At 68.7% G+C, this 21095-nt stretch carries 21 protein-coding genes; 13 read left to right on the top strand and 8 right to left on the bottom strand.

Annotation, left to right across the window (positions count from 1 at the left end; all coding sequences use genetic code 11):
* Positions 1-80: 80 nt before the first annotated feature.
* The 5 genes from BST17_RS15160 to BST17_RS15140 are packed head-to-tail and all read left to right on the top strand — an operon-like array spanning position 81 to position 5400.
* A complete protein-coding gene (locus tag BST17_RS15160; RefSeq protein WP_083059443.1) occupies positions 81-710 on the top strand; it encodes a TetR/AcrR family transcriptional regulator in 630 nt (209 codons plus the stop codon).
* A 19-nt stretch (positions 711-729) separates the two neighbouring features.
* On the top strand, positions 730-2148 hold the full coding sequence (locus BST17_RS15155) for an APC family permease (RefSeq protein ID WP_083059441.1): 1419 nt from the start codon (positions 730-732) through the stop codon (positions 2146-2148).
* An 11-nt stretch (positions 2149-2159) separates the two neighbouring features.
* The gene (gene purB, locus BST17_RS15150) at positions 2160-3578 is read left to right on the top strand and encodes an adenylosuccinate lyase (protein ID WP_083059598.1); all 1419 of its coding nucleotides are present in this window, start codon (positions 2160-2162) and stop codon (positions 3576-3578) included.
* On the top strand, positions 3575-4792 hold the full coding sequence (locus tag BST17_RS15145; protein WP_083059439.1) for a cytochrome P450: 1218 nt from the start codon (positions 3575-3577) through the stop codon (positions 4790-4792). Before purB ends, BST17_RS15145 begins: the two co-directional genes overlap by 4 nt.
* Before the next feature lie 17 nt (positions 4793-4809).
* Complete coding sequence (locus BST17_RS15140) at positions 4810-5400, top strand: DUF1707 SHOCT-like domain-containing protein (RefSeq protein ID WP_083059437.1); 591 nt, start codon at positions 4810-4812, stop codon at positions 5398-5400.
* A gap of 35 nt (positions 5401-5435) precedes the next feature.
* Here BST17_RS15140 and BST17_RS15135 read toward each other — a convergent pair whose 3' ends face one another.
* The 4 genes from BST17_RS15135 to BST17_RS15120 are packed head-to-tail and all read right to left on the bottom strand — an operon-like array spanning position 5436 to position 8970.
* Complete coding sequence (locus BST17_RS15135) at positions 5436-6239, bottom strand: ABC transporter ATP-binding protein (RefSeq protein ID WP_083059435.1); 804 nt, start codon at positions 6237-6239, stop codon at positions 5436-5438.
* Positions 6240-6249: 10 nt separating this feature from the next.
* On the bottom strand, positions 6250-7296 hold the full coding sequence (locus BST17_RS15130) for a FecCD family ABC transporter permease (RefSeq protein WP_083059433.1): 1047 nt from the start codon (positions 7294-7296) through the stop codon (positions 6250-6252).
* Complete coding sequence (locus tag BST17_RS15125) at positions 7293-8312, bottom strand: FecCD family ABC transporter permease (protein ID WP_083059431.1); 1020 nt, start codon at positions 8310-8312, stop codon at positions 7293-7295. Before BST17_RS15125 ends, BST17_RS15130 begins: the two co-directional genes overlap by 4 nt.
* Before the next feature lie 46 nt (positions 8313-8358).
* Complete coding sequence (locus BST17_RS15120) at positions 8359-8970, bottom strand: hypothetical protein (protein WP_083059429.1); 612 nt, start codon at positions 8968-8970, stop codon at positions 8359-8361.
* A gap of 30 nt (positions 8971-9000) precedes the next feature.
* Here BST17_RS15120 and BST17_RS15115 point away from each other — a divergent pair, with 30 nt between their 5' ends.
* The 5 genes from BST17_RS15115 (at position 9001) to BST17_RS15095 (ending at position 15064) form a co-directional block, all read left to right on the top strand.
* Positions 9001-9888 carry a phosphoribosylaminoimidazolesuccinocarboxamide synthase gene (locus BST17_RS15115; protein WP_083059427.1) on the top strand — a complete coding sequence of 296 codons (888 nt, stop codon included), beginning with the start codon at positions 9001-9003 and terminating at the stop codon, positions 9886-9888.
* Complete coding sequence (locus tag BST17_RS15110) at positions 9885-12104, top strand: S9 family peptidase (RefSeq protein ID WP_234807688.1); 2220 nt, start codon at positions 9885-9887, stop codon at positions 12102-12104. Before BST17_RS15115 ends, BST17_RS15110 begins: the two co-directional genes overlap by 4 nt.
* Positions 12105-12134: 30 nt before the next feature.
* Positions 12135-12626, top strand: coding sequence for a glutathione peroxidase (locus BST17_RS15105; RefSeq protein WP_207573647.1), 492 nt, complete (start codon positions 12135-12137; stop codon positions 12624-12626).
* A 72-nt stretch (positions 12627-12698) separates the two neighbouring features.
* A complete protein-coding gene (locus BST17_RS15100) occupies positions 12699-13403 on the top strand; it encodes a DUF2334 domain-containing protein (RefSeq protein WP_083059426.1) in 705 nt (234 codons plus the stop codon).
* Between the two features lie 17 nt (positions 13404-13420).
* Positions 13421-15064 (top strand): FAD-binding dehydrogenase, encoded by a 1644-nt coding sequence (locus tag BST17_RS15095; RefSeq protein ID WP_083059425.1) that lies wholly within the window; start codon positions 13421-13423, stop codon positions 15062-15064.
* On the opposite strand, the gene BST17_RS15090 is transcribed toward BST17_RS15095, so the two are convergent.
* Both BST17_RS15090 and BST17_RS15085 read right to left on the bottom strand, forming a co-directional pair.
* A complete protein-coding gene (locus BST17_RS15090) occupies positions 14977-15558 on the bottom strand; it encodes a phosphatase PAP2 family protein (RefSeq protein WP_083059424.1) in 582 nt (193 codons plus the stop codon). The two genes, BST17_RS15095 and BST17_RS15090, sit on opposite strands and share 88 nt — an antisense overlap.
* Positions 15559-15605: 47 nt before the next feature.
* Entirely contained in the window at positions 15606-16259 is a 654-nt protein-coding gene (locus BST17_RS15085) for an MBL fold metallo-hydrolase (protein ID WP_083059423.1), read from the bottom strand.
* A gap of 78 nt (positions 16260-16337) precedes the next feature.
* Between BST17_RS15085 and purS the strand changes: the two genes are divergently transcribed.
* Both purS and purQ read left to right on the top strand, forming a co-directional pair.
* Positions 16338-16577: a phosphoribosylformylglycinamidine synthase subunit PurS gene (gene purS, locus BST17_RS15080; protein ID WP_083059422.1), complete on the top strand. Its 240-nt coding sequence runs from the start codon at positions 16338-16340 to the stop codon at positions 16575-16577.
* Positions 16574-17248 (top strand): phosphoribosylformylglycinamidine synthase subunit PurQ, encoded by a 675-nt coding sequence (gene purQ, locus BST17_RS15075; RefSeq protein ID WP_083059421.1) that lies wholly within the window; start codon positions 16574-16576, stop codon positions 17246-17248. Before purS ends, purQ begins: the two co-directional genes overlap by 4 nt.
* A gap of 486 nt (positions 17249-17734) precedes the next feature.
* Here purQ and BST17_RS15070 read toward each other — a convergent pair whose 3' ends face one another.
* Positions 17735-18532 (bottom strand): family 1 encapsulin nanocompartment shell protein, encoded by a 798-nt coding sequence (locus BST17_RS15070; protein ID WP_083059420.1) that lies wholly within the window; start codon positions 18530-18532, stop codon positions 17735-17737.
* Complete coding sequence (locus BST17_RS15065) at positions 18529-19560, bottom strand: Dyp-type peroxidase (protein WP_083059419.1); 1032 nt, start codon at positions 19558-19560, stop codon at positions 18529-18531. The genes BST17_RS15070 and BST17_RS15065 overlap by 4 nt, the downstream gene beginning before the upstream one ends.
* A 50-nt stretch (positions 19561-19610) precedes the next feature.
* On the opposite strand from BST17_RS15065, the gene BST17_RS15060 reads away from it, so the two are divergent.
* Positions 19611-20894 carry a M18 family aminopeptidase gene (locus BST17_RS15060; RefSeq protein ID WP_083059418.1) on the top strand — a complete coding sequence of 428 codons (1284 nt, stop codon included), beginning with the start codon at positions 19611-19613 and terminating at the stop codon, positions 20892-20894.
* Positions 20895-21095: the final 201 nt, after the last annotated feature.

Here is a 21095-nt window from a genome sequence, read left to right as displayed (position 1 = left end):
ATCTTGGTCGCATCGCGATACATGTGTAATGCCTTAATGATTGCCGAAAACCCCCAAACAACTGGGCCTTTGCTGGCACGATGCAATGCGTGACGGCGGCGGTGACTCCCAAGGGTGAGCGGCGGCGGTGCGCTCTGGTGAGTGCTGCCGCCGACCTGCTGTGTGAGGGCGGCATCGACGCGGTACGCCATCGTGCCGTCGCGGCGCGGGCCGGTCTGCCGCTGGCATCGACCACCTACTACTTCTCGTCACTGGACGATCTGATCGCCAAGGCCGTCGAGTATGTGGGGTTGCGCGAGACCGAACAACTGCGGCTGGCTGTGGCCACCCTGTCCCGGCGACGGCGCGGCGCCGAGTCGACCGCCGACCTGCTGGTCGACCTGTTGGTGGGCGAGGATCCCGGCTCCCAGGTGTCCGAGCAGTTGATCTCGCGCTACGAGCGATTCATCGCCTGCGCCCGGCAACCCGAGCTGCGCGACATCCAGCGCCGCATCCTGCGGCAGCGCACCGATGCCGTGGTCGAGGTCGTCGAACGGTCCGGCCGGGCGGTACGGTCCGAACTCGTCACCGCCCTGGTGTGCGCCGTGGACGGAGCTGTGGTTGCCTCTCTGGTGGACGAAGGGGAGGGCCCCCGCGCCAGCGCCCGGGCGACGTTGATCGACGTGATCGACGTGCTCGCACCAGTCGACGACCGGGCCGTGCACGTCTGAGACCAGTGAGGGGGCGGGCATGACGCAGCCGGAAACCAAGGAGGAACCCCAGCTTCGGCGGGTGATGGGCCCGGGCCTGCTCCTGCTGTTCGTCGTGGGCGACATCCTGGGCACCGGCGTGTACGCGCTGACCGGGCAGGTGGCCAAGGAGGTCGGCGGAGCCGCCTGGCTGCCGTTCCTGGTGGCCTTCGTGATCGCCACGATCACCGCGTTCAGCTATCTGGAACTGGTCACCAAGTATCCGCAGGCCGCGGGCGCCGCGCTTTACGCGCACAAGGCATTCGGTATCCAGTTCGTCACCTTCCTGGTCGCGTTCGTCGTCATGTGTTCCGGAATCACCTCGGCCTCAACGGCTTCGCGATTCTTCGCGGCGAATTTCGATGTCGCCTTCGGTCTGGACTGGGGCAAGGCCGGCGTGGTCGTGGTGGCGCTGTTGTTCATGGGCCTGATCGCGGCGGTGAACTTCCGCGGTGTCAGCGAGAGCGTCAAGCTCAACGTCGTCCTGACCGTCATCGAGATCACCGGTCTGCTGATCGTGATTTTGGTGGGTATGTGGGCCTTCACCGGGGGCGGCGACGTCGACTTCTCCCGGGTCGTGGCCTTCGACACCCCGGAGGACAAGAACACCTTCCTGGCGATCACCGCCGCCACCTCGTTGGCGTTCTTCGCCATGGTCGGCTTCGAGGACTCGGTGAACATGGCCGAGGAGACCAAGGATCCGGTGCGCACCTTCCCCAAGGTGCTGCTGACCGGGCTGGGGATCGCGGGCGTGGTCTATGTCGTGGTGGCGATCATCGCGGTGGCCCTGGTGCCGGTCGGCGACCTGGCGGCCAGCAAGACCCCGTTGATCGACGTCGTGAAGGCCGGCGCGCCGAATCTACCGATCGACGACATCTTCCCGTTCATCTCGATGTTCGCGGTCGCCAACACCGCGCTGATCAACATGCTGATGGCCAGCCGGCTGATCTATGGGATGGCGCGCCAACACGTGCTGCCCCCGGTGCTGGGCACCGTGCACCGCGAGCGGCACACCCCGTGGGTGGCCATCGTGTTCACCACCCTGATCGCCTTCGGCCTGATCTTCTACGTCTCGGCCGTGGCGGACGACGACGCCATCTCGATCCTCGGCGGCACCACCTCACTGCTGCTGCTCGCGGTGTTCGCGATGGTGAACGTCGCCGTGCTCGTCCTGCGTCGCGACGTGCGGGCCACCGGCGGCCACTTCCGGACGCCGACGGCACTGCCGGTGATCGGCTTCTTCGCCTCGGCCTACCTCGTGCTGCCGTTCTCGGGCCGGCCCGGTCAGCAGTACATCCTGGCCGGGGCGCTCATCCTGACCGGCATCGTGCTGTTCTTCATCACCACACTGATCAACAGACAGCTGGGCATCCGCGGCCAGGGCATCACCGATCCGACCCATCTCGGGGACGCACCCTAAGCTGTGTGTCCGTGACGATCCCGAATGTTCTGGCCAACCGCTACGCGAGCGACGAGATGGCCGCGATCTGGTCACCGGAGAACAAGATCATCGCCGAGCGCCGGTTGTGGCTGGCGGTGCTGCGTGGCCAGGCCGAACTGGGTATCGCGGTACCCGACGGCGTGGTGGCCGACTACGAGCGGGTCCTGGACAACGTCGATCTGGCCTCGATCGCGGCCCGCGAGCGGGTGACCCGCCACGACGTGAAGGCACGGATCGAGGAGTTCAACGCGCTGGCCGGGCACGAACACGTGCACAAGGGCATGACCAGTCGCGACCTCACCGAGAACGTCGAGCAGCTGCAGATCCGCCAGTCGCTGGAACTGGTCTTCAGCCATGGGGTGGCCGTCGTCGCGCGGCTGGCCGAGCGAGCGGTGCTCTACCGCGATGTCGTGATGGCGGGCCGCAGCCACAACGTCGCCGCCCAGGCGACCACGCTGGGCAAGCGGTTCGCCTCGGCCGCCGAGGAGACCCTGCTGGCGCTGACCCGGCTGCGCGAGCTCATCGACCGTTACCCGCTGCGCGGGGTCAAGGGCCCGATGGGTACCGCCCAGGACATGCTGGACCTGTTCGACGGTGACGCGGGCAAGCTGGCCGACCTGGAGCGTCGGATCGCCGAATTCCTGGGCTTCACCGACGTTTTCACCAGCGTCGGCCAGGTGTACCCGCGCTCGCTGGATCACGACGTGGTCTCCGCGCTGGTACAGCTGGGTGCCGGCCCGTCCTCCTTCGCCCACACCATCCGGCTGATGGCCGGCCACGAACTGGTGACCGAAGGCTTCGCGCCGGGCCAGGTGGGCTCCTCGGCCATGCCGCACAAGATGAACACCCGCTCGTGCGAACGGGTCAACGGACTGCAGGTGGTCCTGCGGGGTTACGCCTCGATGGCCGCCGAACTGGCCGGTGCACAGTGGAACGAGGGGGACGTGTTCTGCTCGGTGGTGCGCCGGGTGGCCCTGCCCGATGCGTTCTTCGCCATCGACGGCCAGACCGAGACGTTCCTGACCGTGCTCGACGAGTTCGGTGCCTACCCGGCGGTCATTCAACGTGAGCTGGACCGCTACCTGCCGTTCCTGGCCACCACCCGGATCCTGATCGCCGCGGTGCGCGCCGGGGTGGGCCGGGAATCGGCCCACGAGGTCATCAAGGAGCACGCGGTGGCCGTCGCGCTGGCCATGCGGGAAAAGGGCTCCGAGCCCGACCTGCTGGACCGGTTGGCCGCCGACCCGCGGCTGCCACTGGACCGCATCGCGCTGGATGCCGCGCTGGCCGACAAGGCGGCGTTCACCGGTGCCGCCGGTGATCAGGTGGACGCGGTGGTCGCGGCCGTCGACGAACTGGTCGGACGCCACCCGGAGGCGGCCAAGTACACCTCGGGCGCCATTCTGTGACCCTGGCCGACCTCACGGACCTGGACAACTTCGCGCAGGGCTTCCCGCACGAATTGTTCGCGGTGCACCGTCGTGAGGCGCCGGTCTACTGGCACGAACCCACCGAGCACACCCCCGACGGGGAGGGCTTCTGGTCGGTGGCGACCTACGCCGAAACCCTTGCCGTGCTGCGTGATCCGCAGACCTATTCGTCGGTGACCGGAGGTGAGCGGCCCTACGGGGGCACGTTGCTGCAGGACCTGGCCGTCGCCGGCCAGGTGCTGAACATGATGGACGATCCGCGGCACGCGCAGGTCCGTCGGCTGGTCAGCTCCGGGCTGACGCCGCGGATGATCACTCGCGTCGAGGAGGACCTGCGCGGGCGGGCGCGGACGCTGCTCGACACGGTCGAACCCGGTGTGCCACTGGACTTCCTGGTCGAGGTGGCGGCCGAACTACCCATGCAGATGATCTGCATCCTGCTGGGAGTGCCCGACTCCGAACGGCACTGGTTGTTCGAGGCGATCGAGCCACAGTTCGACTTCGGCGGGTCACGCAAGGCATCGGTGGGACAGCTGACGGCCGAGGAGGCCGGGTCCCGGATGTACGCCTACGGGATGGAGTTGATCGCGGCCAAGCGCGCCGAGCCGACCGATGACATGCTCTCGGTGGTCGCCAACGCCTTCCGGGACGACGAGGCCGCGGAGCTCTCTGATCTTGAGCTCTACCTGTTCTTCAGCCTGCTGTTCAGCGCCGGTGCCGAGACGACCCGCAATGCCGTGGCCGGGGGACTGCTCGCCCTCATCGAGCACCCCGACCAGCTGAACCGGCTGCACGCCGATCCCGGCCTGTTGCCCGTGGCGATCGAGGAGATGGTGCGCTGGACGACACCGTCGCCATCGAAGCGCCGGACCGCCACGGTGCCCGTCACGCTGGGCGGATGCGCCATCGGGGCCGGTCAGAAGGTGCAGGTCTGGGAGGGGTCGGCCAACCGCGACCCGGCGGCGTTCGCCGACCCGGACTCCTTCGACATCACCCGTAAACCGAACCCGCACTTGGGATTCGGTCAGGGCGTGCACTACTGCCTGGGTGCCAACCTGGCCCGCCTGGAGCTGCGGGTGCTGTTCGAGGAACTGTTCGCCCGGTTCGGCGCCGCCCGGCTGGCCGCGCCCGTGGAATGGACCCGCAGCAACCGGCACACCGGGATGCGGCACATGCTCGTCGAACTCGGTTGATCGTTACCCTCGCAGGTATGGTTTCTGGCTCCGACGACCACCTGCGAGTCTCCGACGCCGACCGGTCCCGGGTGAACGGGCTGCTGGAGCGCGCCGTCTCCGAGGGCATGCTGACCCTCGACGAGTTCGCCGACCGGACCGACTCCGTGCTGGCCGCGCGTACCCGTGGCGAGCTGCGGGCGGTGCTCTCCGATCTGCCCGCCCAGCAGCTGGGTGTGCCGGCCCGTCCGCACCTGCCGCCCGAGCAGCTGCGCGGCTGGATGACCGCGATCGACCGGCGCGGGACGTGGACTCCGGCGCCGGTGCTCAACCTGCACACCCGGATGTGCAGCACGACGCTCGACTTCACCTCGGCGGTGCTACCCGGGCCGGTCGTGGAGATCGTCATCGACGACTACTGCAGTTCCACGGAGCTGATCGTGCCGCCGGGAAGCACAGCGGACGTGAGCGCCATCGATGCGATGGCCGGCAGCGCGACGCTCAAGGTGCGCGGCACCCCGCGGTCGGATCAGTTGCACGTCATCGTGCGCGGGAAGGTCCGGCTGGGATCGGTCACCGTGCGCCACCCGTTCGGCAGCTGGCTGCGCCGCCTGCACGGTGGCCGATAACGGACTCGATCTCGGTGATCACCCGCTGCGGATGACTACCGGCGGCGGGCCCGGTCCCGGGGCGAGGCCCGCGGGATCACCAGCGGGGTACCGGTTTCCGGGTCGTCGATGATCTGGCACCTCATGCCGTACACATCCTCGACCAGGTCGGCGGTGATCACCTGCGCCGGGTCGCCCTGGGCCACGATCCGGCCGGCCTTCATCGCGATGATCTGATCGGCGAAGCGGCAGGCGTGATTCAGGTCGTGCAGCACCGCGACGATGGTGCGGCCCTGGGTGGCATTCAGCTCGGCGAACAGATCCAGCAGTTCGATCTGATGGGCGATGTCCAGGAACGTGGTGGGCTCGTCGAGCAGGACCAGCGGGGTCTGTTGGGCCAGCACCATCGCCACCCATACCCGTTGGCGCTGACCGCCGGACAGTTCGTCGACGGCGCGCCCCGAGATCGCGGTGACTCCGGTGGCCGCCATCGCATCGGCCACCGCCTGTTCGTCGTCGCGGGAGAACTGGCGCAGCACCCGTTGGTGCGGAAAACGGCCGCGGGCAACCAGATCCGCCACGGTGATGCCCTCCGGTGCGATCGAGGACTGCGGGAGCAGGCCCAGCTTGCGGGCGACCTCCTTGGTGCGCAGCGACGTGATGTCGGCGCCGTCGAGGATCACCTGCCCACCGACCGGTCGCAGCAGCCGGGCCAGTCCGCGCAGCAGGGTCGACTTGCCGCAGGCATTCGGCCCGACGATCGCGGTGATGGCGCCCTCGGTGATCTCGGCGTCCAACCCGGCCACGATCGGCGTGTCGCCGTAACCCAGCGACAGGTCGCTCGCGCGCAGTGTTGCCATGATGTCCTCCCTACTGCCGCCGTGCCTGGACGATCAGCAACCAGACCAGATACAGCCCACCGGCCACCACGGTCACCGCACCCACCGGAAGCTCGGCCGGTGCGAAGATGCGCAGGGCGATCAGATCGCTGGCCAGCAACAGGACTGCGCCCATCACCGCTGAGGAGACCAGTCCGACGCCGGGTGTCGCGGTCAACCGCCGCGCCAGCTGCGGGGCGGCCAGCGCCACGAACGAGATCGGGCCGGCCGCGGCCGTGGCGACCGCGATCAGCAGCACACCGGCCCCGAAATAGGCCAGCCTCGCCCGTTCCGGGTTGACGCCGAGCGCGCCGGCGACGTCATCACCCATCTGCAGCACCGGCAGCTGCGGTCCGATCGCCACCACCCAGAGCAGCGCCGCCGCGACGCAGACCAGCACCGGGGCCACCTGCTCCCAGCGCAGCCCGCTCAGCGTGCCCTGCTGCCAGATGGCGGCCGTCACCGCCTGCTGCAACTTGATCTTCAGGATGATCCACTGGTTCAACGAACTCAGCATGGCGCTGACCGCGATGCCGACGATGATCAACCGGAAACCGGCCAGGCCGTTGCGGTAGGCCAGCAGATACACCGCAGCCGCGGTCAGCAGGCCACCGGCGATGGCGCCGGCCGCGGTGAGGTAGTACCCGCCGCCGAACAGGGCGATGGCCACCAGTGCGCCGGTGTAGGAGCCGAATCCGAACCCGATGACATCCGGGCTGCCCAGCGGGTTGCGCGTCAACGCCTGGAAGATCGCCCCCGAAACACCAAGGGCCGCACCGATCACCAGTGCCGCGACGATGCGCGGCAACCGCCATTCCAACACCACGACGCTGGTGAAACCGTGGTCGGCGCCGGTGAGCACGGCGATGACCTCGGCCGGCGAGACCGGATACTCACCCACTCCCAGCGCCAGCACCGCCAGGACCAGTGCGCCGGCGCCGAGCGCGCCGAGCACCCCGATGCTGCGCCAGGAGGCCCGCAGGGCGACCCGCGATCCGCGCCGGACCACCAACTGTGGGCGGCCGAAATCGACGCTCACAGGGCGCTCGCCCGGCTGCGACGGACCAACCAGATCAGAACGGGTGCGCCGATGAATGCGGTGACGATGCCGGCGGGTAGCTCGGCCGGCGCCACCACGACCCGCCCGACGATATCGGCGGCCAGCAGCAACGCCGGCCCGGCCACCACGCAATAGGCGCAGATCCAGCGCCAGTCCGGGCCGGTGAACCAGCGCACCGCATGAGGGACCATCAACCCGACGAAGCCGATCGGACCGGCCGCCGCGGTGGCGGCACCGGCCAGCAGGGTCACCGCGATCAGCCCCAGCACCCGGGTGCGCATGACGTTGCCGCCCATGGCCACCGCGAGGTCATCGCCCAGCGCGATGGCGTTGAGCCCACGGCTGACGGACAGACACAGCACCGCGCCCGCCACGATGAACGGGGTCACCACCCACACCGCGTCGAGCCCGCGGCCATCGAGGGCGCCGGCGTCCCAGAATCGCATCGAGTCGAAGGCCCGCGGGTTCTGCAGCCGGACGGTGAACGAGATACCGTCGGCAACCGCGCCCACCGCCACCCCGGCCAGCAGCATCCGCACCGGGGTGACCACCGCGCGACCGGTGGCGCCGACCAGATAGACCAGCACCATGGCCACCGCGGCGCCCAGGAAGGCGAACCAGACGTAGGTCAGCAACGAACTCAGGTGCAGGAAGGCGATCGCGGACACCACGAAGAGGCCGGCCACCGACTCGATACCCAGGATCTGACTGTCGGCCAGCGGGTTCCGCGTCAGGCCCTGGATCAGGGCCCCGGACAGGCCGAGCGCCACGCCGACGACGATGCCCAGCACCGTCCGCGGGATACGCAGATCGTGCACGATCCACTGGTTCCCGGTGTCGGTGTAGTCGGTCACCGCCTGCCATACCGTGGCCAGGCCTACGGTCTCGGTGCCGATGGCCAGGCTGAGCACGCACATCACGCCCAACGCTGCGACGGTGAGGATCAGGCCGGCGGGGCGTCGATCTCGCGTGCTGACCGCGACCGCCACCGACATGAGGGCACGCTAACTCACCACCCTGTGAGCCCGCGGGGTCACGTGCCTACAGCCGCACCCCGGCGGCGTGCAGCTCCAGCAGCGCCAGCCCGCGGATCGCCGGCCGGTCGTCGCGGCGCCACGCGCCGATCGGATCGGGATCGACCGCGGTCAGCTTGGCCAGCGGGCGGTTGGCCAGCGCCCGCATGGCCAGCAGTTCCTGCCCGGCGTGCGTGGACGCCAGCGTCAGCACCGTCAGCTTGCGGCGGAAGAACCGGATCCGCAGATAGAGCCACGGCATCGCGACCGCCAGGATCGGGGTGGCCGCCACGGCGAGAGCCAACACCCAGGACAGCCAGGTGGCGGTGGAGTCCAGATTCTGACCGGCCCCGGCAATCTCGGCCGCGGCGTCGCTGGCGGCACGCAGCGGCCCGCTGAGCCCGTTGCCGATCAGGGGTACATCGTCGACGCTGTCGCCGGCCGAGTTCAGGCTGCCCGACACGCCGTCGGCGCCATCCCGCACCTGGCGGCCCACCTCGGCGATGGTGGCGACGGCGGCGTACACCGCGCTGCCCACCATCACCCAGATCGTGGTCCATCCGATGACGACGAGGTCGCTGACGATCTGGGCCAGCAGCCGACCGGGCCTGGTGGCATAGGGCAGGTACCGCAGTCTCATGGGATCGATCCCAGCACATAGGGTGGGTCAATGCGCCCAGCTCTGACCGACTACCAGCATCTGGCCAGCGGCAAGGTACGCGAGTTGTACCGCATCGACGCCGATCATCTGCTGTTCGTCGCCTCCGACCGCATCTCGGCGTTCGACCACATCCTGGACACCGAGATCCCGGACAAGGGCCGGATCCTCACCGCGATGAGCGTGTTCTTCTTCGACCACCTCTCGGTGCCCAACCACCTGGCCGGACCCCCCGACGACGAGCGCATCCCCGACGAGGTGCTGGGCCGTGCCCTGGTGGTCCGGTCGCTGGAGATGGTGCCGGTGGAATGTGTGGCGCGCGGCTACCTGACGGGCTCCGGCCTGCTGGACTATCAGCGCACGGGTTCGGTGTGCGGGATCGAGCTGCCGAGCGGTCTGGTCGAGGCCAGCAAGTTCGCCGAGCCGCTGTTCACCCCGGCCACCAAGGCCGAGATCGGCGCGCACGACGAGAACGTCTCGTTCGACGCGGTCGTCGAGCTGGTGGGCGCCGAGCGGGCCGCCCGGCTGCGCGAGGCGACGCTGAACATCTACTCGCGCGCCGCTGAGCACGCGTTGGGCAAGGGCATCATCGTCGCCGATACGAAGTTCGAGTTCGGTGTGGACGCCGACGGTGAGCTGGTGCTGGCCGACGAGGTGCTGACCCCGGACTCGTCGCGGTACTGGCCGGCGGACTCCTACCAGGAGGGCGTGGTGCAGCCCAGCTATGACAAGCAGTTCGTCCGCAACTGGCTGACCGGTCCGGACTCGGGCTGGGACCGGCACGGCGACACCCCGCCCCCGCCGCTGCCCGCCGAGATCGCCGCGGCCACCCGGGCCCGGTATATCGAGGCCTACGAGAGGATTTCGGGTTTGAGTTTCTCGGATTGGATCGGCGCATGAGCGACGCTCGCGGAGCGAATCAACAGCCGGTGAGTGACGCTCGCGGAGCGAATCAACAGCCACTGAGTGACGCACCGGCCCCGGTGGCCAAGCGGGTCGATCACCGCCGCGAACACCACGGCGATGTCTTCATCGATCCCTACGAATGGTTGCGCGAGAAGGACAATCCGGAGGTCATCGCGCACCTGGAGGCCGAGAACGCCCATACCGAGGCGGCGACCGCGGCACTGGCCCCGTTGCGGCAGCGCATCTTCGACGAGATCAAGGCGCGCACCAAGGAGACCGATCTTTCCATCCCCACCCGGCGCGACAACTGGTGGTACTACGCGCGCAGCTTCGAGGGCAAGCAGTACGGGGTGCACTGCCGGTGCCCGATCAGCGATCCGGATGACTGGACACCGCCGGAACTCGACGAGAACACCGCCGTCGCGGGCGAACAGATCCTGCTGGATGAGAATGTCGAGGCCGAGGGGCACGAGTTCTTCTCCCTGGGTGCGGTCAGCGTCAGCGTCGACGGCAACATCCTGGCCTACTCGGTGGACGTCAAGGGTGACGAGCGGTACACGCTGCGCTTCAAGGACTTACGCACCAACGAGCTCTACGAGGACACCATCGTCGGCATCGGCTCCGGGGTGACCTGGGGCGCCGACAACCACTCGGTGTACTACGTCACCGTCGACGACGCCTGGCGACCCGACACCGTGTGGCGGCACCGGCTGGGCGCCGGGCTGCCCGCGCAGAAGGTGTATCACGAAGCCGACGAACGCTATTGGCTCGGCGTCGGGCGCACCCGTAGCGACAAGTACGTCATCATCGCCGCCGGCAGTGCGATCACCACCGAGATCCGCTACGCCGACGCCGTCGATCCGGAGGCGGAGTTCACCGTGGTGCTGCCGCGGCGCGACGGTGTCGAATACTCCGTCGAGCACGCGGTCGTCGCAGGGGAGGACCGCTTCCTGATCCTGCACAACGACGGTGCGGTCAACTTCACTCTGGTCGACGCGCCGGTCGGCGACCCGACGGCATTCCGCACCCTGATCGAGCACCGCGACGATGTCCGCCTCGATGGGGTCGACGCATTCGCCACGCACCTGGTGGTCAGCTACCGCCGCGAGGCGTTGCCCCGAATTCAGCTGTGGCCCATCGATTCCGATGGCGGTTACGGTGCGCCGGCGGAGATCGAATTCGAATCCGAACTGATGTCGGCGGGCTTGAGTGGCAATCCGAACTGGTCGTCGCCCAAGCTGCGCGTCGGTGCGGTGTCGTGGGTGATCCCGGTGCGCATCTACGACCTGGACCTGGTCACCGGTGAGCGGACACTGCTGCGCGAACAACCCGTGCTGGGTGACTACCGGCCCGAGGACTACGTGGAGCGCCGCGACTGGGCGACCGCCGCCGACGGTGCGCGGATCCCGATCTCGATCGTGCACCGGGCCGGGCTGGCGTTTCCCGCGCCGACCCTGCTGTACGGGTACGGCGCCTACGAATCCTGCGAGGATCCGCGGTTCTCCATCGCGCGGCTGTCGCTGCTGGACCGCGGCATGGTGTTCGCCGTCGCGCACGTCCGGGGCGGGGGCGAGCTGGGCCGGCCCTGGTACGAGGACGGCAAGCTGCTCAAGAAGGCCAACTCCTTCACCGACTTCGTCGCCGTCGCCGAACACCTGGTGCTGACCGATCTGACCCGGCCGGCCAACCTGGTCGCGCTCGGCGGCAGTGCCGGCGGTCTGCTGGTCGGCGCGGTGCTCAACATTGCCCCGCACCTGTTCGCCGGGGTGCTGGCCCAGGTGCCGTTCGTCGACCCGCTCACCACGATCCTGGACCCGTCCCTGCCACTGACCGTCACCGAGTGGGACGAGTGGGGAAATCCGCTGGCGGACAAGGACGTCTACGAGTACATGAAGTCGTACTCGCCCTACGAGAACGTCGCATCCCTGGACTATCCGGCGGTGCTGGCGATGACCTCGCTCAACGACACCCGGGTGTATTACGTGGAGCCGGCCAAATGGGTTGCCGCGCTGCGGCACGCACAGTTGACGCCCGATACCGCGCGGGTGCTGCTCAAGACCGAGATGGTGGCCGGGCACGGCGGCATCAGCGGCCGCTACGAGCGGTGGAAGGAGGCCGCCTTCCAGTACGCCTGGATCCTGGCGACCGCCGACCCGGAGAACCACGCCGAAGGTCAGGTGCACAGCCTGTTCGGCGGGCCCAAACTCTAGCGTCGGGCAAGATCGGCGGCTAGCGTCGAGATGGTGAGCTTGCACAACATCCCGCTGACCACGCTCGATGGCAGCACCACCACGCTCGGTGAATTGTCCGACGGCGCAACGCTGGTGGTCAACGTCGCATCCAAATGCGGTCTGACCCCGCAGTACGCCGCACTGGAGAAGCTGGCGCGCGACTATGCCGCCCGCGGTCTCACCGTGGTGGGCGTGCCGTGTAACCAGTTCATGGGCCAGGAGCCCGGCACCGCCGAGGAGATCCAGACCTTCTGCTCCTCGACCTACGGGGTGACCTTCCCGCTGCTGGCCAAGAGCGATGTCAACGGGGCGGGTCGGCACCCGCTGTACGAGGAGCTGACCAAGGCGGCCGACGCCGACGGAGCGGCCGGTGACATCCAGTGGAACTTCGAGAAGTTCCTGCTGACGCCCGACGGCACCGTGGTCAACCGGTTCCGGCCGCGCACCGAGCCCGACGCCCCCGAGGTGGTCAGCGCCATCGAGGCCGTGTTGCCCCGATAACCGACCGAGATGGCCACGTGCCGTCCGGGTGTTCGCAACCGTCGCGACATCTGACGTTGCCAGACTGGGGGTGTGACTGCCGAACTGATCGTCTCGATCTCCGGGATCAGGGACCGCACCTTGGCCGCCGCCGATGCGTTCTGCGAGGATCTCGACAACCGCGGCATCCCGGTGTCGCTGCTGGTCGCGCCGCGGCTCAAGGGCGACTACCGGCTGGAGCGCGACCCGCGCACAGTGGGCTGGCTAGCCGAGCGCCGGGCCGCCGGGGACGCGATAGTCCTGCACGGGTTCGACGAGGCCGCCACCAAGAAACGCCGCAGCGAGTTCGCCACGCTGCCCGCCCACGAGGCCAACCTGCGGCTGATGGGCGCCGACCGGACGATGGAGCACCTGGGCCTGCGTACCCGGCTGTTCGCCGCCCCCGGCTGGACGATATCCGAGGGCACCGTCGCGGCATTGCCGCGCAATGGTTTCCGGCTGCTGGCCGGCCTCACCAGCGTCACCGACCTGGTCCGTGACCGCACCGAACGCACCCGGGTGCTCGGCATCGGTGCCGGCTTCCTGAGCGAACCCTGGTGGTGCCGCACGCTGGTGCTGTCAACCGAACGCACCGCCCGCCGGGGTGGCACCGTGCGGCTGGTCGTCGCGGCGCGTCAACTGGCCCAGATCGGTCCGCGCCAGGCCGTCGTCGACGCCATCGACCTGGCGCTGCTGCACGGGTGCACGCCCGACACCTACCGCTGGGAGGCCGATCCCGCCCTCACCGACGCGGCCTGACGGCTAGTTTGGTCGGCATGGCAGACGCCGACGTGATCGTGGTGGGTGCGGGACTGGCCGGGCTGGTCGCCGCCGCGGAACTGATCGAACGCGGGCGCCGCGTGCTGATCGTCGATCAGGAGAACGCCGCCAACATCGGCGGGCAGGCGTTCTGGTCGTTCGGCGGGCTGTTCCTGGTCGACAGCCCCGAACAGCGCCGCCTCGGGATCCGCGACAGCCACGAGCTGGCGCTGCAGGACTGGATGGGCAGCGCCGGTTTCGACCGCGAGGAGGACCACTGGCCGCGGCAGTGGGCGCACGCCTATGTGGACTTCGCCGCCGGCGAGAAGCGTAGTTGGCTGCGTGATCGCGGCCTGCAGACCTTCGCGATGGTCGGCTGGGCCGAGCGTGGTGGCTACGGCGCGCTGGGGCACGGCAATTCGGTGCCGCGATTCCACATCACCTGGGGAACCGGTCCGGCGCTGGTCGACCTGTTCGCCCGCCGGTTGCACGGCCAGCCGCGGGTCACCTTCGTCCACCGGCATCGCGTCGACGAGTTGATCGTCGAGAACGGGTCGGTCACCGGGGTGCGCGGGGCGGTGCTGGAGCCCTCGGATGTGCCCCGCGGTGCACCGTCGTCACGCACCACGGTGGGCGAATTCGAATTGCGGGCGCAGGCCGTCATCGTCGCCAGCGGCGGTATCGGCGGCAACCACGAGCTGGTTCGCAAGAACTGGCCGGCCCGGATGGGGCGGGTGCCCGAGCAGCTGCTGTCCGGGGTGCCCGCCCACGTCGACGGCCGGATGATGCAGATCAGCCAGGCCGCCGGCGCCAGCATCATCAACAGCGACCGGATGTGGCACTACACCGAGGGCATCACCAACTACGACCCGGTGTGGCCCAGCCACGGTATCCGCATCTTGCCCGGACCGTCGTCGCTGTGGCTCGACGCCACCGGCAAGCGGCTCCCGGTGCCGCTGTACCCCGGCTTCGACACCCTGGGCACGCTGGAGCACATCACCACCACCGGCCAGGACTACACCTGGTTCGTGCTCAACGCGCGGATCATCGCCAAGGAGTTCGGGCTGTCCGGTCAGGAACAGAATCCGGATCTGACGGGCCGTAGCGTGCGCGATGTGCTGTCGCGCGGACGTGGCGGCGGCCCGGCGCCGGTGCGCGCCTTCGTCGACCGCGGCGTGGACTTCGTCAGCGCAAACTCGTTGCGTGAGTTGGTGTCCAAGATGAACGCCGTCCCCGATGTGCAACCGCTGGATTACGCCACCGTGGAGGCGGAGGTGACGGCACGCGATCGCGAGGTGGTCAACAAGTTCACCAAGGACAGCCAGATCACCGCCATCCGCGGGGCCCGCGAATACCTGCCGGACCGGGTCGCCCGGGTGGTGGCGCCGCACCGGCTCACCGACCCCAAGGCCGGTCCGCTGATCGCGGTGAAGCTGCACATCCTGACCCGGAAGTCGTTGGGCGGGTTGGAGACCGATCTGGACGCCCGGGTGATCACCGCCGGCGGCGCGGTGTTCGACGGGCTGTACGCCGCCGGTGAGGCCGCCGGGTTCGGTGGCGGCGGTGTGCACGGCTACCGGTCGTTGGAGGGCACGTTCCTGGGTGGCTGTGTGTTCTCCGGGCGGGCGGCGGGCCGGGCCGCGGCCGGCGCGACGGCCTGAGGCCCCGCGGCCAGGATCGCCAGACAGACCGTGGCCGACGTCAGGAACATCGAGCCGATGTTGTCGGTCAGATAGTGCAGATCGGTGGCCGCCATGCTGAGGCCGCCGATCACCATGACGACCCCGGCCGCCACCATCAGCCAGACGCGGTAGCCGGCGGCGAGCACCAACATCGACATCACCGTGATGACGACGGTGGTGTGCCCGCTCGGGTACGCCAGCGCATCACCCTTGTACCGGCCGAACAGCGGCTTGAGCACACGCGTCAGGATCAACGAGACCGGCGGGCACAGGGCGACCACCAGGGCGAGCCGCCAGCGTCGGCGGAACAGGGCGATCAGCACGGCGACTGCCAGCGTCACCATCATCGCCAGGCCCCAGCTGAACCACAGCATCCAGTGGGGGTCGGGGCCGAGGATCCACTGCATGACGGTCAGCGCGAAGTCGTCGAACGGGGTCGGTCCGTCGCCGACGATCAGGCCGAGCGCCACCATGGCCGCGATCCCGATCGGCGGCCACCACAGCAGGAACTGGTGCCGGCTCAGAATTGCGTTCCGTTCTCGGGGTCGAGGACCTGGAAGTCGGTGTCGGTCATCTCCGACAGTCGGCCGTAGTAGATGCCGCGGGCGGACGGGTCGATGATGCCTTGGTGGATCGGCACGGCCCGGTTCGGCGCGACGGCGCGCAGGTAGTCGACGGCCTCGGACACCTTCATCCACGGTGCGGCGGCCGGGGTGGCCAGCACGTCCACCGGTTCGCCGGGGACGAACAGGGCGTCGCCGGGGTGCATCAGCCGCGCGGGGTGATCGGCATCGCCGATGACATAGGACGTGTTGTCGATCACCGGCAGCTCGGGGTGGATCACCGCGTGCGTACCGCCCACCCCGCGCACCGTGAGGTGGCCGAGGGTGAAGCTGTCACCGGCGTGCACGGCCTGCCAGCCACCACCGAGCTGCACGGCGGTTTGGGGGTCGGCGTACAGCTTGGCCTGCGGGTTCGCCTCCAGGAGGGCAGGCAGCCGGGCGGTGTCGGCGTGGTCGGGATGCTGGTGGGTGATCATGATCGCGTCGAGCTTGTCGATGCCCTCGAAACCGTGTGAGAAGGTGCCGGGGTCGAACAGCACCGTTGTCTCGGTTCCGGTCCCGTCCGGGAAGCTCGCGAGCAGGCACGAGTGGCCGAAGTGCGTCAGTTGCATGGCTCCATTGTGGCCCGAGTGCGCGCCGGTAGAGTTATGTCCGTTCCAGATCCCGTATCACCCCAAGAAGGAGCGCCCGTGGCCCGCGTCGTTGTGCACGTGATGCCCAAAGCCGAGATCCTCGACCCGCAGGGACAGGCCATCGTCGGCGCGCTGGGCCGGCTCGGCCACGGCGGCGTGGCCGATGTGCGCCAAGGCAAGCGGTTCGAGCTCGAGGTCGACGATTCGGTGTCGGACGAGGCGCTGCACGAGATCGCCGAGTCGCTGCTGGCGAACACCGTCATCGAGGAGTTCTCGGTGAGCCGGGAAAATTCGTGACCGGCAAGATCGGTGTCATCACCTTCCCGGGGACGCTCGACGACATCGACGCCGCGCGGGCGGTCCGGCTGGCAGGCGGGGAGGCCGTCAGCCTGTGGCACGCCGACGCCGACCTCAAGAGTGTGGACGCGGTCGTGGTGCCCGGCGGCTTCTCCTACGGGGACTATTTGCGCGCCGGGGCCATCGCCAGCTTCGCGCCGGTGATGCGGTCGGTGGTCGAGGCGGCCGGCAACGGGTTGCCGGTGCTGGGCATCTGCAACGGTTTTCAGGTGCTCTGCGAGTCCGGTCTGCTGCCGGGCGCGCTGACCCGCAACGAGGGCCTGCATTTCATCTGTCGCGACGTCTGGCTGCAGGTGGCGTCGAACTCGTCGGCGTGGACCACCCGCTACGAGCAGGACGCCGATCTGTTGGTGCCGTTGAAATCCGGTGAGGGCCGCTACGTCGCATCCGAGGAAGTGCTCGACGAGCTCGAGGGCGAGGGGCGCGTGGTGTTCCGCTACCGCGAGAACCTCAACGGCTCGATGCGCGGTATCGCCGGGATCAGCTCGGCCAACGGTCGCGTGGTCGGGTTGATGCCGCATCCCGAGCACGCCACCGAGCCGTTGACGGGTCCGTCCGACGACGGGCTGGGGCTGTTCTACTCGGCACTCGACGCGGTGCTCACGGCCTGACCCCATCCCGGCGAGCGTGCGTGTCTGCAGCCCGGCGCGCCGCGATGGTCGGCAGTTCGCGCACGCTCGCAATATGTCCACCAGGGCCGACCTACCAGATTTCAGTCTGACCTTGTCACCGGTGGCGAGGGCTGAAGACCGGTAGGTTTTCGACCGTGATCGGCTACCTGGTTGCAGCCTGGTCGCCATCCGGGGCAGTGATGCTGAATCTGTGTACGTGGATCGGCGGTCTGGTCTGACCGCCACGCCGCGGTGGCACGTCGCCGATTGGCGCAATAGACCCCGCGATTCTTCATCTCCACCGACTCGGCCGGGCAGGGGAGTCAGTTCGACCTCGGACGAGCCGGCCAACCCGGCAACGTATGTGACGGCGACCAGCTGTTCTCTCTGTTGGCTCCGGCCTGACTCATCCCGGCGAGCGTGCGCATTCTCTGACCTGTACCCGCGTGTCGGGGTGCAGACACGCACGCTCGGCGGGAAGGGGGGCTAGCTGCTCAGGGCGACGACGGCCTCGGCGGTGTACGCCAGGAACGTGAACGTCTCCTGCAGGTACAGCTGCACGGTGTCGGCGTCGTGGGACAGGTAGCCGATCGCCACATCGGTGCCCAGCTGCAGGTCGAAATCGCCTCCGCGGGTAGACAACACGAACGCCCCGTCGATGGCGGGTGCCCAGATGATCTCACCGTCGACCAGTCGGTTGAGGTGCTCGCGGATCGGATAGCCGTGCGCGGTGGTCTCGCTGACCTTGGTGTAGACATCGGCCGACAGCAGCACGCTGTACGGGCCGTCCACACCGGCCAGGCGCAGCTCCGAGAGCGCCTGGCTGATGACGTCGGGGATTTCGCGCGGATCCTCGGGCAGCGCCAGGTTCGGGCACGAGCTGGCCTTGCGGATGCCCTCGATAGACGCTGCGGCGTAACCCTCGAAGATGGCGCGGTCCTCGGCGAAGGCCAGCTTCTTGGCCGCGTCCTTGACCGGATCCCAATCCGAATCCTGCGATCCCCGTTCGACATCGTCGATCTCGCGGCGGTTGATGGTGAACGGCACCCGCAGCCGCACCAGCGGCCGGGCCTCGCGTAAATGGGCGATCACCCCGTCGCCGGGGGAGGCCACGTCCAGCAGATGGCCGGTGCTCACCGCCGCGGTGACCGGACCGCCGGGTGCGCTCACGTCGACCACCCGCCGACCGGCGATATGCCGCTTGAAGGTCCGGGTGGCCTCCAATTCGATCTCGGTCCAGGCTGATTCGGTGATGGGGGCCAGATCGCGGTACAGGTTGTTCATGGACGGATTCCTTTCAGGCTGCCGATCGCAAGCGAGAAGTCGGTACGTGCCGGGCCGGCCGGCTGATCGAGTACGGCGGCCGCCGGCTCCGGAATCGGAAGCGGCGGAGGATTATCGAGGAAATCGATGGTGGGCACGAAGAACATGACGCCGGTGACCGCGGTCGAGAAATCCAGGATCCGGTCGGTGTTGCCGGGCGGGTCGCCGATGAACATGTTGGTCAGCATCTGCTCGGTCACCGCGGGCGTGCGCGAGTACCCGATGAAATACGTGCCGAATTCGCCGTTGCCGACGGTGCCGTAGGGCATGTTGCGACGCACGATCTTCAGCTCGTTGCCCTCGGCATCGGTGATGACGTTCAGCGCGATATGCGAATTCGACGGCTTCACATCGTCATCCATCTCGATATCGTCGAACTTCGTGCGCCCGATCACCCGTTGCTGCTCGTCGACCGGCAACGCCCGCCACGCCGCCATATCGTGTACATAGCGCTGGATGTGCACGTAGCACCCGCCCGCGAACTCGGGGTCTTCGGCGCCGATCCGGGTGGCGTTCTCCGCGGTGGCCCCGGTGGGATTCTCGGTACCGTCGACGAAACCGAGCAGATCACGATTGTCGAAGTAGTTGAACCCGTGCACCTCGTCGACCACGGTCGCCGCGCCGTCGAGCGCCTCGACCAGCCGACCGGCCAGTTCGAAGGCCACGTCCATGGTCTCGGCGCGGATGTGGAACAGCAGATCACCGGGTGTCGCCGGCGCGTGGTGGCGCTCGCCGGTCAGCGGGATGAACGGGTGCAGATCGGCCGGGCGCGGCCCGTCGAACAGCCGGTCCCAGGCGTGTGACCCGATACCGGTCACCACGGAGAGTTTCTTGGACGGATCGCGGAATCCGATGGCGCTGACCATCCCCGAGATCTCGGGCAGCAGATCGCGGGCGGTCTGTTCGCCGCCGTCGTCGATGGTGGCGACCAGAAAGATGGCCGCCGACGTCAACGGATTGACGACTTCCTGGGGCAGCGGCTCAGACACATGGCGACCCTAGCGCCACCCACGGCCGGTGCGCGGGTCAAGATACAAAGATGGCAGCTAGCCCCCAGAGTCTGTGTGCATTCATCGACGCGTCGCCCTCGCCGTTCCACGTCTGCGCCACCGCGGCGCAGCAACTCACCGCGGCCGGGTACACCGAACTGTCCGAGGCCGACGCCTGGCCGGCCGCCGGCAGGTTCTTCGTCATCCGTGCGGGATCGCTGGTCGCCTGGGACTCCAGTGTCGGGGACACGCCCTTCCGCATCGTCGGCGGCCACACCGACAGTCCCAACCTGCGGGTCAAGCAGCACCCCGACCGGGTCGTCGCGGGCTGGCAGGTGGTCGCGTTGCAGCCCTACGGCGGAGCCTGGCTGAACTCCTGGCTGGACCGCGATCTCGGCATCAGCGGCCGGTTGTCGGTGCGGGTCGGCGGGCAGGAGCGAAGCGACCGGGGGATCGGCACAGGCGCGACGATCGAGCACCGCCTGGTCCGCATCGACGAGCCGATCCTGCGCGTGCCACAGCTGGCGATCCACCTCTCCGAGGACCGCAAGGGTGTCAGCCTGGATCCGCAGCGCCACGTCAACGCCGTCTGGGGCACCGGGGATCGGCGTTCCTTCCTCGGCTACGTCGCCGCGCAGGCCGGGGTGGCCGAGCACGATGTGCTGGGTTTCGACCTGATGATCCACGACCTGACCCCGTCGGCGGTCACCGGCGTGGCCGGCGACTTCGTCAGCGCCCCCCGGTTGGACAACCAGGCCACCTGCCATGCCGGGCTGGAAGCGCTGCTGGCCGCCGAGCCGACCGACCAGGTGCCGGTGCTGGCGCTGTTCGACCACGAGGAGGTCGGCTCGCAGTCCGACCACGGCGCCCAGTCCGACCTGCTGCTGACGGTGCTGGAACGGATCACCCTGGTGGCCGGGGGCAACCGGGAGGACTTCCTGCGCCGGCTGTCGCAGTCGATGGTGGCCTCCGGCGACATGGCCCATGCCACCCATCCCAACTACCCGGAGCGTCACGAACCCGGCCACCTCATCGAGGTCAACGGCGGGCCGGTGCTCAAGGTGCAGCCCAACCTGCGCTACGCCACCGACGGCCGCACCGCGGCAGCGTTCGCGCTGGCGTGCGCACAGGCCGGGGTGCCACTGCAACGCTACGAGCACCGCGCCGACCTGCCTTGCGGTTCGACGATCGGGCCGATGACCGCCGCGGGCACCGGCATTCCGACCGTCGACGTCGGCGCGGCGCAGCTGGCCATGCACTCGGCGCGTGAGGTGATGGGCGCCCACGATGTCGCTGCCTACTCCGCGGCGCTGCAGGCCTTCCTCACGCCGTAAGCGCGCGGCGTACCCGGCGGCAGGTATCGCGCTGGACGCTTGCGCGAGATCGACACCAGGGTCGTGGACTGCGCTCCACCCGCCGGATCGGACGACCGTGAGACGGAACTCGCCGCGAGACCGGCCCCATGGTTGTCGATCGGCCCGGATCCTGTGGACCGGCGACCCTCACGTCGATCTCGCTCAAGGGACTCGGCAAGC

The organism is Mycolicibacterium bacteremicum (assembly GCF_002086115.1).
In the GTDB taxonomy this organism is placed as follows: domain Bacteria; phylum Actinomycetota; class Actinomycetes; order Mycobacteriales; family Mycobacteriaceae; genus Mycobacterium; species Mycobacterium bacteremicum.
Note: the sequence above shows the minus strand (reverse complement) of the source record. Positions and strands in the feature narration are given on the sequence as shown.